The sequence below is a fragment of the Sorangium sp. So ce185 genome, assembly GCF_051526825.1.
GTDB classification, from domain to species: domain Bacteria; phylum Myxococcota_A; class Polyangia; order Polyangiales; family Polyangiaceae; genus Sorangium; species Sorangium cellulosum_D.
The window spans coordinates 452,250-465,880 of record NZ_CP150316.1 but is presented as its reverse complement, the minus strand read 5'-3'; the positions used below and the strand labels follow the sequence as shown (position 1 = coordinate 465,880).

General features: G+C 72.3%; 11 protein-coding genes. 6 read left to right on the top strand and 5 right to left on the bottom strand.

Annotation, left to right across the window (positions count from 1 at the left end):
* Positions 1–50 precede the first annotated feature (50 nt).
* Complete coding sequence (ilvE, locus tag WMF26_RS01790; RefSeq protein ID WP_437998894.1) at positions 51–941, bottom strand: branched-chain-amino-acid transaminase; 891 nt, start codon at positions 939–941, stop codon at positions 51–53.
* A 5-nt stretch (positions 942–946) separates the two neighbouring features.
* Positions 947–1,660: an IclR family transcriptional regulator gene (locus tag WMF26_RS01785; protein WP_061626131.1), complete on the bottom strand. Its 714-nt coding sequence runs from the start codon at positions 1,658–1,660 to the stop codon at positions 947–949.
* 291 nt (positions 1,661–1,951) lie between these two features.
* Between WMF26_RS01785 and WMF26_RS01780 the strand changes: the two genes are divergently transcribed.
* Both WMF26_RS01780 and WMF26_RS01775 read left to right on the top strand, forming a co-directional pair.
* Positions 1,952–2,647: an alpha/beta fold hydrolase gene (locus WMF26_RS01780; RefSeq protein ID WP_061626130.1), complete on the top strand. Its 696-nt coding sequence runs from the start codon at positions 1,952–1,954 to the stop codon at positions 2,645–2,647.
* Between the two features lie 120 nt (positions 2,648–2,767).
* Positions 2,768–4,072 carry a hypothetical protein gene (locus WMF26_RS01775; RefSeq protein ID WP_437998893.1) on the top strand — a complete coding sequence of 435 codons (1,305 nt, stop codon included), beginning with the start codon at positions 2,768–2,770 and terminating at the stop codon, positions 4,070–4,072.
* Between the two features lie 434 nt (positions 4,073–4,506).
* On the opposite strand, the gene WMF26_RS01770 is transcribed toward WMF26_RS01775, so the two are convergent.
* The gene (locus WMF26_RS01770; RefSeq protein ID WP_437998892.1) at positions 4,507–5,304 is read right to left on the bottom strand and encodes an AAC(3) family N-acetyltransferase; all 798 of its coding nucleotides are present in this window, start codon (positions 5,302–5,304) and stop codon (positions 4,507–4,509) included.
* Between the two features lie 601 nt (positions 5,305–5,905).
* Between WMF26_RS01770 and WMF26_RS01765 the strand changes: the two genes are divergently transcribed.
* Positions 5,906–7,228 carry a glycosyltransferase family 4 protein gene (locus WMF26_RS01765; protein WP_437998891.1) on the top strand — a complete coding sequence of 441 codons (1,323 nt, stop codon included), beginning with the start codon at positions 5,906–5,908 and terminating at the stop codon, positions 7,226–7,228.
* A gap of 170 nt (positions 7,229–7,398) precedes the next feature.
* On the opposite strand, the gene WMF26_RS01760 is transcribed toward WMF26_RS01765, so the two are convergent.
* Positions 7,399–8,529 (bottom strand): glycosyltransferase, encoded by a 1,131-nt coding sequence (locus WMF26_RS01760; RefSeq protein ID WP_437998890.1) that lies wholly within the window; start codon positions 8,527–8,529, stop codon positions 7,399–7,401.
* Between the two features lie 115 nt (positions 8,530–8,644).
* Here WMF26_RS01760 and WMF26_RS01755 point away from each other — a divergent pair, with 115 nt between their 5' ends.
* Positions 8,645–9,778 (top strand): glycosyltransferase, encoded by a 1,134-nt coding sequence (locus WMF26_RS01755; RefSeq protein ID WP_437998889.1) that lies wholly within the window; start codon positions 8,645–8,647, stop codon positions 9,776–9,778.
* A gap of 261 nt (positions 9,779–10,039) precedes the next feature.
* Positions 10,040–10,756 carry a DJ-1/PfpI family protein gene (locus WMF26_RS01750; protein ID WP_437998888.1) on the top strand — a complete coding sequence of 239 codons (717 nt, stop codon included), beginning with the start codon at positions 10,040–10,042 and terminating at the stop codon, positions 10,754–10,756.
* An 8-nt stretch (positions 10,757–10,764) separates the two neighbouring features.
* Here the strand turns inward: WMF26_RS01750 and WMF26_RS01745 are convergent, their stop codons facing one another.
* A complete protein-coding gene (locus WMF26_RS01745; protein WP_437998887.1) occupies positions 10,765–12,234 on the bottom strand; it encodes a glycosyl hydrolase family 8 in 1,470 nt (489 codons plus the stop codon).
* 472 nt (positions 12,235–12,706) lie between these two features.
* On the opposite strand from WMF26_RS01745, the gene WMF26_RS01740 reads away from it, so the two are divergent.
* Entirely contained in the window at positions 12,707–13,591 is an 885-nt protein-coding gene (locus WMF26_RS01740; protein ID WP_437335501.1) for a LysR family transcriptional regulator, read from the top strand.
* Positions 13,592–13,631: the final 40 nt, after the last annotated feature.

Below are 13,631 nucleotides of genomic sequence, written 5' to 3'. Positions count from 1 at the left end.
CGGGTCTATGTACCGGTTAAGTCGCTTTCCTCTTCCATCTGCTCGTCCGTTCAGGTAGGGGCGCCGGGCGCGGCGATGAGCTCGACGCCCTCGCGCTCGGCGAGCTGCCGGTGCAGCGCGGTCAGCCGGGCGGTGACGGGGCCGCGCTCGCCGCGGCCGATCGTGCGCCCGTCGAGGCTCCGCATCGCGATCACGCCGGCGCCGGTGCCGGTCAGGAACGCCTCGTCGGCGGCGAAGAAGTCGAGCCGCCCGAGCGAGCGCTCCACCACGGTGAGGCCGACGCTGCGCGCGAGCTCCATCACGGCCGCGCGGTTGATGCCCTCGAGGCACCCGTCGGTGGCGGGCGGCGTCGCGAGCACGTCGCCGCGGAGCGCGAACACGTTGGCCACCGAGGCCTCGGCCACGTGGCCGCGCGCGTTCAGGAGCAGCGCGTCGTCGGCGCCGCGCTGCCTGGCCTCGAGCTTGGCGAGGGCGGAGCCGAGGTAGTTCAGGCTCTTGATCCGCATGTCGAGCGCGTCCGCGTCCGGCCGGCGGTAGCTCGACGTGATGAGCTCGAGGCCGCGCCGCCGCTGCTCGTCGTCGAAGAGGCGGATCGACCCCACGATGCAGAACAGCCCCGGCCGCTCGCAGGTGGTCGGGTCGACGCCGAGCGGGCCCACGCCGCGCGTCACCACGAGGCGGACGTAGGCCTCGCGCTCGGCGTTGGCGCGCGCGGTCTCCTCGACGATCGCGCGGAGCCCCTCGATCGGGCGCGGCAGCGCGATGCCGAGCGCCTTCGCGCCGGCCTCGAGCCGCGCGAGGTGGCGGTCGATCCGGAAGAGCCGCCCCGCCGCGACGCGGATGCCCTCGAAGATGCCGTCGCCGTAGAGCAGCCCGTGATCGGTCACGTTCACGGTCGCGTCCTTCGCGTCGACGATTCGCCCATCGATCCATGTCTTCATGACGTTCACCTCCTGCTGTCCCCCTCGAGAGCGCGCGCGACGCGCTCGGCGGCGTCGCGCGTGTGTTGCACCGCGGCGTCGCGTCGATCGCCGCGCAGGCTCTGGGCGGCGGCGGCGCAGGCGATGCAGCCGTGCAGGCCGCCGCGCGCGAGCACCGGGGCGGCGATGACGGTCAGCCCGTCGATCCACTCGCCCTCGTTGACGTCGTAGCCGCGCTTCGCGGCGCGCTGCGCGGCGCGCTCGGCGGCGGGGCCCGCGCCCTGTGCGCCGACGAGCTCCGGCGCGTGCGCGAGGTAGAGCCGTCCGCTCGCGGTGACGTCGACCGGGACCTCGGCCCCGACCGTCGGGGCCGCGCGCAGGAGCCCCGTGCCCTCGGCCTTGTCGAGCACGACGAGCCGCCCCGCGCGGGCGGCGACGAGGAAGAACGTCTCGCCGAAGGCGCGCGCCGCCCGCTCGAGCTCGGGCTTGGCCACGCGCGCGACGGGGTCGAGCCCCTGCGCCCCGAGCCCGAGGCGGATGAGGCCGACGCCGAGCCGATAGCGCCCCTCCCCGTCCTGCTCGACCAGCGCGTGCGCGGCGAGCGACGCGAGCAGCCGGTGCAGCGTCGCCTTGGGCATGCCGAGGCGCGCCGCGAGCTCCGCCAGCGAGGCGCTGCCGCCGCCCTCGCGCAGCGCCTCGAGGGCGCGCACCGCCTTGTCGACCGTCCCAGATCGTTCCATTATTCGGAATCCAGTTCCGATATTTGATCTACTCCGTTTCTGGGCCGCCGTCCAGGGCGCGCCTGTCGGGCGCCGTGGGTCGTGGTCGACGTCGCCCAGGGGAGAGTCCCCATGAGGGCGGGAAGATGGGAAGATCATTCATGTTTTCTTCCCGCCTCCCCGCCCTCATGTTCCAATTCGACCCCTGCCGGCGCGCGGGCGAAGCGCTCGCTGGTGTCGCTGGGGGCCCTCGGATAGCGTCCGTTCGATCAAGGTCGAGACAACGTCGAGAGCCGAGGAGGCGAGGAGCTCATGAGCAAGGTCGATTCGGTCGTACTCGTTCACGGCGCCTGGCACAGCCCGGCGTGCTGGTCGCAGGTCGCGTGCCGGTTGCTCGGGGCCGGGCTCGACGTCCGCGCGCCCGCGCTGCCGAGCGCTGGGCCGGACGCGGCTCGGCTGGGCGGCCTCGCGGCGGACGTCGAGGCGGTGCGCGCGGCGCTGGCCGAGGTTCCGGGCAAGGCCGTCGTGGTCGCGCACTCGTACGGCGGGCTGCCGGTCACCGAGGTGGCGGCCCGCACGGGCAAGGTCGCCCACCTCGTCTACCTGTGCGCGTTCCAGCTCGGCCCGGGGGAGTCGCTGCTCTCGTCGATCGGCGGCAAGGAGCCGCCGTGGTGCATCACCTCCGCCGACGGCCTGACGCTGCGGACCGCGGACGCGCGGAACATCTTCTACAACGACTGCGCGGACGAGGTCGCGGCCGCCGCGGAAGCGGCCCTGCTGCCGCAGGCCAGGGCGTCGTTCGTGCAGCCGCTGAGCGCCGCCGCCTGGCAGGAGCTGCCGTCCACGTACGTGATCTGCGAGCGCGACAACGCCATCCCGGTGTTCGCGCAGGAGGCGATGTCGCAGCGCGCGCGGCAGGTGCGGCGCCTCGACGCGGGCCACTCTCCGTTCCTGTCGCGGCCCGACGACGTGGTCGCGCTCGTGCGCGACATCGTCGCCGCGAGCTGAGCCGGCGCTAAATCGGTTAAGTCATCGGGCGATCCGGGCGCCGCTGCCGAGCGCCTTCGCGGGCGGCCCGCGGCGCGAGCTGGCTTGTCGCAGCGAGCGCCGGACCGTAGACAGGCTGCGATGCGTTTTCCCGGTCGGCTGGGCCGCCTCCTCCGCGCCTGCGCAGCCGCCGCGGTCTGTCTCGCGCCGGCGGGCTGCGTCTTCTACACGCGGCTGTCGGCGTACGCGCCGAGCCCCACGGCCGCCGACATCGCCGGCGGGCTCTCGGACGGCGCGCTGCGGGTCCACGCGATCACGAGCTCCCGGGCGGTCACCTCGGTGATCCGCGACGCGTTCCGCGGCCCGCGCTTCGTTTACAGCGAGGAGGTCGTCGAGGACAACTCGGCGCAGCGCGATCCGGGGCGCGACCTGTGCGCGTTGCTCGAGCGCTCGGGCGCCGAGCTGCTGCTCGTCGCCTCGGACGAGCTGGCGTTCGCCGGCGGCGCCCCGGAGCGGGATTGCCTCCGGCGCGAGACGGTGCCGAGCGGGAAGCCGTTTCCGGAGGCGGATCCGCTGGTCAGCGTGTGCGTCGAGCACGAGGATTCCTCGAAGTACGAGGCGCGCCGGGCCAGGTACGGAGAGCTCACGTCGGTGGTCCAGCTGGTCACGCCGGCGCGCTGCGAGAGGCCGCCCGCGCTGGGGGCGAGCGCGTCCGCGCTGTCCGGCACGCCCGAGCGCATCCGGGAGCAGCTCGCGGACCTGCTCCCGCGCGCGGCGGTCGTCGAGGCGCGCGGCGAGCGCGCCTGGGCGCAGGCGATCCCCGGATCCGCGCCGAGCGTGGGCGGCGAGGCCCGGGTCCCCGCGCGGGAGGGCGACGCCGCCAAGACCGGCGTCGTCACGGAGGTGACCGGGGATCGCGCCGAGGTCCGCAGCCTCTGGCCCGATCGGCCGTTCGCGCCGAAGGACGGCGTCGTCTTCGGCGGCCCGCTCTGGGGCGTCGCGTTCGTCCCGGAAGCGCGCGTCTCCGTGGGCAACGCCGTCTCTGCCGGCGTCGCCCTCGAGGCGTATCGCGCGCATCACGGGCCGCTCCTCGGCCTCGGCGTGCACGGAGTCGTCGGGACGTCCGGCCCGGCCGGCGTCGGCGGCTTCGGAGGACACCTCTACGCGGGCTACGTGCTCTGGCCGGTCCCGACGAGGCTCGGCCTGTACATGCGCGGCCATGGCGGCGTGGGCTCCGTGCGCGCGGGAGGCGACGCGGAGACGTTCGGCTTCGTGGGCCTCGCTGCGGGCGTGAAATGGCGCGTGCCGTCCATCGTCGTTATCGACGCCTCGGGCGGGTACGATCTCGGTCCCTCCGCGACGGTGTCCACCGGGGAGCCGGCGCGGACGATCGCGTTCGCATGGAGAGGGCCAGCCATGCGCCTGACGCTGGCGCTCGATCTCTAGACGAAGTCCCCAGACGAAGTCGCCGCGGCGGACCGGCGCGTTCTTCCGATACGCAGGCCAGCGCCGCGCCCGGAGCGCGCGAGCCGCAGCTTGGCCCGGAGCGCGCGAGCCGCAGCTTGGCCCGGAGCGCGCGAGCCGCAGCTTGGCCCGGAGCGCGCGAGCCGCAGCGTGGCGGTCAGCGAGCGTCTCCGCAATAGTTAGAAAGGCTAACTAAAGCTATCCAGCGGTATCGCGGCGCTGGCGAGGCCCCCCGGGCGCGCCGGAGCCGGTCGAATAGTTAGTAAGCCTAACTAAATCTCTCCAGCGGAATCACGGTGCTCGCGGGGGCCTCAGCGCCGCGCCGGAGCCGGTCGAATAGTTAGTAAGTCTAACTAAAGCTATCCAGCGGAATCGCAGTGCTGGCGGGGCCCCCAGCGCCGCGCCGGCGCCGGCCATCATGCGTGCTCTCCGCGGGCCGCGTCGGCCGGCACGCTGGCGCGCGCCGCGTCGCACTCGTCGCAGCCCTCGTCGGGCGGGCAGAGGAACACGAGCGGGCTTTTCGCGAGGTGCTCGACCGCCACGGCGACGAGATCGCGTGAAGCACACAGGCGCGCGTGGGCGCTGCCCACCCTCCCCTCCTGCTGGAGCCCCCGTCCGCGCAACCAGCCATCGACGAGCCCGAACCGCCGGCAGCAATGATCCGTCTCGTGAATCATCGCGGTCCGGGCCACGCCGTCGACCCCGATCACACACGGGTGCGCGACCGAGTAGGGGACCCGCGCGATGGCCTCCGCGACGTGGAGGGTCGTGTTCTCGGCGTGCGTGACGCCGAGCAGCAGCACCTGGCCTCCGAGCTCGTGGACGCGGCCCGGGGGGCTGTCCGGCCCGTGCGGTGGCGACAGCGGCTGCGGCGCGCAGATGCGCTCGGCGAAGCGGCCGGCCGCGGCGAAGGAGCCGCCAGGGTGGCCGCTGCGCAGCACGCCCGGCTGTCTCCAGAACGTCTCGGCGGTGATCCCCATGCCGCTGGTCGGCGTGGACCGGGGATCGAACACGCTCTGTCCGTCGGTCATCGTCGGCATGACGAGCGTGCCGTCGTCCCCGAGCGCGGCGCGCAAGGCGCGGATCAACCCGAGCGGCCCGCCCTCGATCGGACGCACCGCCCTGAACGACGTGTGGACGAGGAGGACGCCGCCCTGCCTCACGCCGAGGGCGAGCAGCTCGGCGACCACCCGGCTCACGCTGGGCCCATGCATCGTCCAGGCATATCATTCTTGTGCGCTATCGCGGTCGCTCCTCCCTGGAAGGGCGGTTGCCTGCCGGCGCCGAAGGCAGGGTAGACTCCGGGGGATGCGCCGCGGACTGGAAATGGACGTCCGGGCGATTCCAGCCCTGGAGGAAAGGCGGGCTCGCCCAGCGATAGCCCGCATCGGCGCGACGAGCGCATCGCGCCGGAAGCGTTCACGAAATCGATAAGGTCAGCGCGCTCCGCCCGCGCGCGCCGCTCGCGCGCATCGCCCCGGAAGCGTTCACGAAATCGATAAAATCAGGGCGCTTCCGCGCGCGCCTCCCGTCGTGGGCCGTGACGCGAGGCGCCTGCCGCCTCCGTCCGCCGCAATCGACGCGCACGACGCGCACGACGCTCACGCGCGCCGCCTCGCACTGATTTCTTTACATTGTGCCAAAGAGCCATGTTACCTTTCCAGGTCATGGTCGCCGCTCTTCGGGCGTCGACCGTGCAATCCCATCACCGGGCCGGCGCCGGAGGCTCGGATCGCTCATCACCCTGAACGGGCCGCGCGACGCGTGAGGCCTCGGTGCAACCTGCCTGCACGTCCGCGCGAGCTGGAGGTGTCTATGTCCTCGATGCGACAGATGCGTATTCTCTATTTTGCGCCTCGCGCCTGCTGGCCGCTCGACACCGGGGCCAAGCTACGCAACTGGCATTTTGTCCGGCAGCTCTCGCGGTTCGCGCGGGTGACGTACCTGAGCTTCGCCGACGACGGCGCCGTCCGTAACGGGCGGGCGCGGATGGGCGCGGCCGGCCCCGCCCCGCAGCCGATGAACGATATCGCGCAGATCACCGATCAGGTGCTCACGCTCACGCAGGAGAAGCCGAACTCCCTGGGCAAGATCCTGCGCGGCGCCGTGGGGCCGCTGCCGCTCGTCGTCCTCAATTACACGACGAGCGCCATGCGCCAGGAGCTCGCGCGCGTCCTCGACGAAGGGCAGTTCGACGCCGTGCAGGTCGAGAGCGTCCACCTCGCCGGGTATCTGCCCTTGCTGCGGGCGGCGCGCAATCGGCCGCTGCTCCTCTGCGACTGGCACAACATCGAGTCGGAGGTGCTCTCCCGCTACAGCCAGAACGCGCCCGATCGCCTCCGCGGGCTCGCGGCGTTCGCGCTGGCGTCGCAGCTCGCCGGGTTCGAGCGCAAGGTGCTGGAGCAGTTCGACGCGCACCTCACGGTCAGCGAGCGGGATCGCCAGAAGCTCCTCGCGCTCCGCCCCGGCCTGCGCGCCTTCGCCGTCGACAACGGCGTCCACGTGGACGAATTCGCCGGAGCGGGCGGCGCTGCGTCCGGGCCGCGCCGCCGCATCGTCTTCGTCGGCTCGATGGATTATCGCCCGAACGCGCAGGCGATCGTCGCCTTCGCGCGCGATCTCTGGCCCGCCATCCGCGCCGCGCGGCCCGCGTGGCGCCTCACCGTGGTCGGCAGGAACCCAGGGCCGGAGGTGCGCGCGCTCAGCGCGCTGCCCGGCGTGGAGGTGACCGGGACCGTGCCCGACGTGCGGCCCTACTATGCCGACGCGCTCGCGTCCGTGGTGCCGCTGCGCATCGGGGGCGGGTCGCGGCTGAAGATCCTGGAGGCGCTCGCGGCCGGCGTGCCCGTCGTCTCCACCGAGCTCGGCGCGGAGGGGCTCGCGCTGCGCGACCGCGAGCACGCGCTCATCACCCGGAGCCCCGAGGCGATCGGCGGCGCGCTCCTCGAGCTCGACGCCGATCCGGCGCTCAGGGCGCGCCTTTGCGCGGCCGGCCGGGCGCTCGTCCAGAGCAGGTACGACTGGACCGTGGTGGGCGACACGCTCGCCCGCATCTACCAGCAGCTCCACCAGCAGCGCCGCGGCGCCCCGGAAGCGCTCGCGCCCGCGCCCGCGAGCCTCGCCGCGCCTGCCTGCTGACCCGAGCCGCCCGGGAGATCTGCCGCCCTCCGCGGGAGGCGCGCCCGCCGCCCACGCCGATCAGGCCCCCGCGGCGGGGTAGTGCTCGAATTTGCCCGGAGAGAGCTCCCATGAAGGCGGGAAGGCAGGAAGATCGTTGATCTTTTCTTCCCGCCTTCCCGCCTTCATGTTCAATTTTGAGCACTACCCGCGGCGGCGCCGGTCGCCGCGGCGATGGCCTCGAGCCACGCGTCGGCCTGCCGCTCCGCCGTGAACCGCGACAGGAGCCGCGCCCGGGCGCGCGTCGCCCGCGCCCCCGCCTCCTCCGGCCGCCCCAGCGCGTCGAGCAGCGCCCGCGCCAGCGCGCCCGGCTGCCCGGGCGGGACGAGCCACCCCGTCTCGCCGTCCAGCACGAGCTCCGGCACGCCGCCGACCGCGCTCGCGACGACCGGCGTCCCGTAGGCGAACGCCTCCAGCACCACGTTCGGCAGCCCCTCGGTGCGCGACGGCAGCGCCAGCACGTCGAGCGCCCCGATGAGCTGCGCGCCGTCCCGGCGCAGGCCGAGCAGCCGCGCGCGGTCGCCGAGCCCCCGCGCCGCCACCTCCGCCCGCACCGCGGCCTCGTCCGGCCCGTCCCCGACCAGCACGAGCGCGGCACGCGGGTCCGCGCGCGCCACCGCCGCGAACGCCTCCACGAGCGAGCGCTGCCCCTTCTCGGGGCTGATCCGCCCCACCGCGCCGACGAGCCGGGCCGACGCGTCGAGCCCGAGCTCCGCGAGCAGCCGCGCGCGAGGGACCGGCGGCGGCATCCGATCCAGATCGATCGCGTTCGGCACGTGGAAGATCCGCGCCTCGCTCACCCCGCACGCCCGCACCGCCGCGCGCTGCGCCTCGGACACGACCACGACCCCGTCGTGCCAGCGCAGGGTCCGGCGATCGGCCCACTCGAAGAGCCGCACCTTCAGGTCCTCGCCCGTCCACCCGCGCGCCACCGCCAGCACCCGCGGCGCGCCGCGCCCGCGCAGCCCGAGCGCCAGGAGGTCCGCCTTGTACCCCACCGTGCACACCACGTCGGGCCGGAGCCGCGCCGCGATCGCGCGGAGCCGCCGCGCCCCCTCGAGCAGGTCGTAGCCCCGCTCCAGCGCGAGCGGCTCGGCCTCGAACCCCTCCGCGCGCGCCCCCACCACGAGCGGGTTGTCCGCGACCTTCGCCTCCCGGTGCGGGATCACGGCGAACGAGACCTCGCACGCGCCGCGATCGCGCAGGATCCTCGCCGCTTGCACGGTCTGCCGCTCCGGGCCGCCCCAGAAGCGACAAGGCATCAGGTGAAGGAGCCGGAGCCGCCGCAGAGCCTCCGCTCTACACGATCGCCGCGCGCGCCGCACCTGGTTTACCCGTCGCCGGGGCGCCGTGGTACGAGCGCGGGAGGCGGGCCCTATGCGGAAGATCAGCGTGTGCACGGTGGTCATCAACCTCGACGTCGGGGGCCTCGAGAAGGTCGCCGTCAGCCTCCTGAACGGCCTCGATCGCGCCCGCTTCGACCCGTCGCTCATCTGCCTGGACGCCCCCGGCAAGCTCTTCGATCAGGTCGACCTCCCGCCCGAGCGGAGGCTCGTCCTGCGGCGGCGCCCGCGGCTCAACCTCGGCTTCGCCCGCGTCGATCCCGAGCTGCCCCTCGCGATCCGCGGCTTCCTGCGCGACGTGCGGGCGGACGTCCTGCACGTCCACAACTTCGCCCCGCTCATCTTCGGCGGCGTCTCGTCGCGCCTGCTCCTGCCGCGGCCGCGGGTCGTCTACTCGGAGCACAACGAGATCAACAGCGCGAGCCCCCGCTCGCTGCGCAAATTCAGAGTTTATGTGCGGCTCGCCGACGCGATCATCGCGGTCTCCGGCGATCTGGCCACCAAGCTCCGGCGCGATCTCGGCGTCCGGCGGCCCGTCCACGTGATCCGCAACGGCATCGACGGCGCGCGCGTCCGCGCCGGCCGCCGCGACCGCCTCCGCGCCGAGCTGCGGTTGCCCGAGGACGCGCGCGTGCTCGGCACGGTCGCGGTGCTGTCGCGCCAGAAGGGCATCGACGTCCTGCTCGACGCCGCGGGCGAGGTCCTCGGCCGCGACCCGCGCGCGCACGTGGTGATCGCCGGCGACGGGCCGGCCCGGGCCGACCTCGAGGCCCGGCGCGCCGGCATGGCGGCGCGGGAGCGCGTGCACTTCCTCGGGCTGCGCAGCGACGTGCCCGACGTGATGGCCGGCCTCGACGCGTATGTCCTCTCGTCCCGCTGGGAGGGGCTCCCGCTCGCGGTCCTCGAGGCCATGGCCGCCGGAAAGCCGATCGTCGCGACCCGCGTCGGCGGCGTGCCGGAGGCGATCGAGGACGGCGCCGGCGGCTACCTCGTCGCCCCCGAGGACCCCCGCGCGCTCGCGGATCGGCTCCTCGCGCTGCTGTCGGATCCGACGGCCGCCGCCGCGATGGGCGCGCGCAACGCGCAGGCGTTCGACGCGCGCTTCAGCCTCGGGGCGATGCTCGCGGCGCACGAGCGGCTGTTCACCGAGATCGCGCCGGCGCGGTAGCGGCGCCGCGCGTCTCTGCCCGGGCGCGCCGCGACTCGGCGCGCGCGCCTCCGCGCCTCAGGGCGTCTGGCAGGAAATGCAGGCACGTTGTCGTCTTTGCCATGCGCGCGACGGATAGCGTTATCGCGTGCACCGCCCCCCGCCGATCGAAGAGCGCTCCCGCGTCGCGCCGGAGGACGATCGGCCGCGCTCCGGTCGATCGTGATCGGACGCGCTCGGGACGGTCAACGGATGAACGAACGAAAGGAAGAGGGACGAGAGATGACCGAAACGCATGAGCTCAAGATGCCCGCTCCGCAGCCGCCGCTCCAGATCGGCATGGTGCTCTATCCGGGTCTCACGACGCTGGATCTGATCGGTCCGCAGAACGTGCTGGCCGTTCACGCGGAGACCCACCTGCTCTGGAAGACGCGCGCCCTGGTCACGTCCGACACGGGGGTCTCCATCCAGCCGACCGCGACCTTCAGCGACTGTCCGGACGACCTCGACATCCTGTTCGTGCCGGGCGGCATCGGCACGACCGAGGCGATGGCGGACCGGGAGATCCTTCAATTTCTGAGGGACCGAGGCCCTCGGGCCAGGTACGTGACCTCCGTATGCACGGGATCGCTGATCCTGGCCGCAGCAGGGTTGATGCAAGGATACAAGGCCACGACGCATTGGGCCATGCGCCACATCCTCGAGGCGTTCGGCGTGGAGTGCGTCCATGCGCGCGTGGTGGTCGATCGCAACCGGATCTCGGGCGGCGGGGTGACCGCAGGCATCGATTTCGGGCTGACGCTCCTCGCGCTGCTGCGCGGAGAGGACACCGCGAAGATGACGCAGCTGATGCTGGAATACGACCCCGCCCCGCCGTTCCGCGCTGGAACGCCGGAAGCGGCCGGGCCCGAGCTGACCCAGCGTCTCGTGAGCTTTCTCGAGCCGCACGAGCAGGCGATGCGGAAGGTCGCTGCAGAGATGAGCAGCAGGGCGAGCTGACTGCCGAGCTAGCGCTTACCAGCCGCCGCAGCAGCAGCGGCAGGCGCGGCGGGCTGCGCTTGCGGCATGATGACGCGGAATTTCCCGCTCAAGTGCAGCAGGGACATCGTGTACAGCATGCCGTCGTAGTACCGCCACTTGCCGGTCGGCGGCTCGCGCGAATACACGTCTTTGACGAAGCGCCAGCCCCGCGGCTGGCTCGCAGCCAGCACCGCGACGCCGTTCATCGCCACGAGCCCGAGCGAGCCGTGGTCGACGATGGGCTTGCCGTCGAGGGTGAAGTTGGCCTTGTACTCGGGGCCCTGCGCGTCGAAGAACGCGAGGATGCGGTCGCTCAGCTCGGTCTCCCGCGGATCCTTCGCCCACCACGCCGCATCCACGGCCCAGTTCATCGCGGTGCGGAACGCGTCGTAACGGAAGTTGGCGGTCCCCGCGTCCCAGGAGGCAGCCTTGGGGGTGCCGTCGAAGTTGGCGTAATCCGGGGCGAGCCCGGTCTTCGGATGCGTCGTCTTGACGAAGAAATCGCGGCTCACCTTCGCCGCGTCGGCCCAGAACGCGCGATCCGCCTCGGGGCCCCAGGCCGCCCAGAGCTCGTAGAACGCGGGCAGGTGATACGACGGATCGGTGTGGTCGCCGTTCTTCGCGAAGTTATCCGCGTCCGGCGTGAACCGCACCATCTTGTGCTCGGTATTGAAGAGCGCGTGCAGCGTGGTCTTGCGCTTGTTCGCGTTGACCGCCCCCGCGATGGCCTTGCGGTTCTTCATCACGTCGAGCAGGCCCAGGGCCTCCTTCCGGTAGTCATAAATCCCCTTGCCGTTCCCCCAGCGATGGGACGCAAAGAAGAGCGCCGTCGCGAAATACTCTTCCGCGTCGGGAGCGGGATTCTCGTCGATGGCCGTGCCGTCCGGGCGCATCTGCCACGAGAAATAGCCGAAGCCGGGGTGACGCTGATCCGCGTGGTACATGTGAGACTTGGCCCAGTTCCACAGGGCGTCGAAGTCGTCTTTTCGATCGACCTGAACGGCGATCATCATGCCGTACGACATCCCTTCGGAGCGGACGTCGTTATTGCCGATGTCCATGATGTACGCCTTGGGGCCGTTCGCGTTCTTCCCCGCCGCGAACATGACGGCTTCTTCCTTGGGATCGCCGTGGAACAGCTGGGTGTAGGCCTTCGTGATCTTGGCGTCGATCTCGGCCGGCTTGTGTCCCAGCTCCGCGAACAGGTTGCGATACTCGCCCGTGAAGTACGCTCCCTTGGCCGCAGGCCGCAGCGGTGGCCCCTGCGGCGCGGGCTCCGCCGCCGGGGGCGTCTCCGCCGCGCCGGTCTGGCTCGAGGTGCTGGCAGGCGCGGCGCTGCTGGCCTGATTGGCCGCGCTCGCCTGAGCGGGCGAGCCGACCTGGCTGCCCTGGTTGCTGGGCGCGCAGGCGAGCACCGTGAGCGCAAACCACGACGATGCGACCGGAAACGTTAGCATTCGCAAGTTCATCACTGTCCTCATTGGCGAGCTCGCGCCCTATCGGAGACGTGCTCGACGTGAACATCGTTGGCGAGTTCACGTGTGTTATGCTCGCGAGGTCGGGTCCCTAGCTGGAGCGGCGCAGGACGCCGCGATCTGGATGACGCCGCGGAGGAGGAAGGAATTCCAACCGCTTCCAGGCGTCAAGCCCCAACTGCGGAGCCCGCCTCGGGCTGGCAGAGCCTCCTTCAAGGCGGTCCGGCCCTTCTGGAAAATTGGCGCTATATCAAGAACTTAGCCGTGCGTCGAAGAGGCGGCCTCGACTCCACGGCCCGCGGGAGCTCGTCCGAACGGCCAGGGTTCACCTCGAACCATGCCGCCGTCGAGCTCTCCGGGGAGCGCTCGGTGGGCGGGGATGCGTTCGGTGGGACGCGTACAATGACCGCGGGTGGCCCGCCGTGGGCCGCGTTCCGGCCGACGAGGGGACCCGATGGATCTCGAGGAGCTGCAAGCCTTCCTGCACGTCGTCAAGCAAGGCTCGTTTCACGCCGCCGCCGAGGTGACCGGCACGCCGCGCACGACGCTCCGGCGCCGCGTGGAGTCCCTGCAAGCGCGCTCCGGCGTTCCCCTCCTGGAGAGCAGCCGGCAGGGCGTCGTGCTCACCGAGGCGGGGCGCGCGCTGGCGGACCGGGGGCAAGCGATGGTCGAGGAGGCGAGCGCGCTGATCTCGTCGATTCGCGAGATGGGGCGCGAGCCCTCGGGGCTCTTGCGCCTGGTCCTGCCCGTGGGCCTGCCGCCGCACCTCATGGCGCCGATCTTCGCCTCGATCCGGAGCACGTACCCGCGATTGCGCCTCTCTTACGAGTTCAGCAACGACCCGCTCTCCGAGTCGCTCGTCGACGTCGACGTCGCCGTGCATTTCGGCGAGGGCGCGCCGCGAGGGCCCTGGCTCTCGCTCGTGATCCTGCGCGTTCAAGAGCGGCTGTGCGCGAGCAAGGAATACCTCGCGCGGCGGGGGACGCCGGCCTCGATCGACGACCTCGCCCGCCACGAGCTCCTCTCCTGGCGAGCGCCGGGCGAGGACGCGTCCGCGTGGCCCACCCGCAATGGGGGGAAATTCCCGGTGGAGCCGGCCTTGCTCGCGACCGACATCCACCTCGTCCGGCACTGCTGCCTGGCCGGGCTGGGCATCGCGCTCATCCCGGACGCGATGATCGATGAGCCCACCGGCGACGAGCTCGTCACGGTCCTGCCGGCGCTCGTGGGCCGCGAGCTGGCCGTGCGGGTGACGGTGCCGGAGGCGCTGGCCGAGATCCCGAAGGTGAAGATGGTGCTGACGCACGTGCGGAGGTTCCTCCGCGAGGTGACCGGCTGACCGGGGAAACCAGGCGAGGAGCTCGGGCCCCTCCGTCACC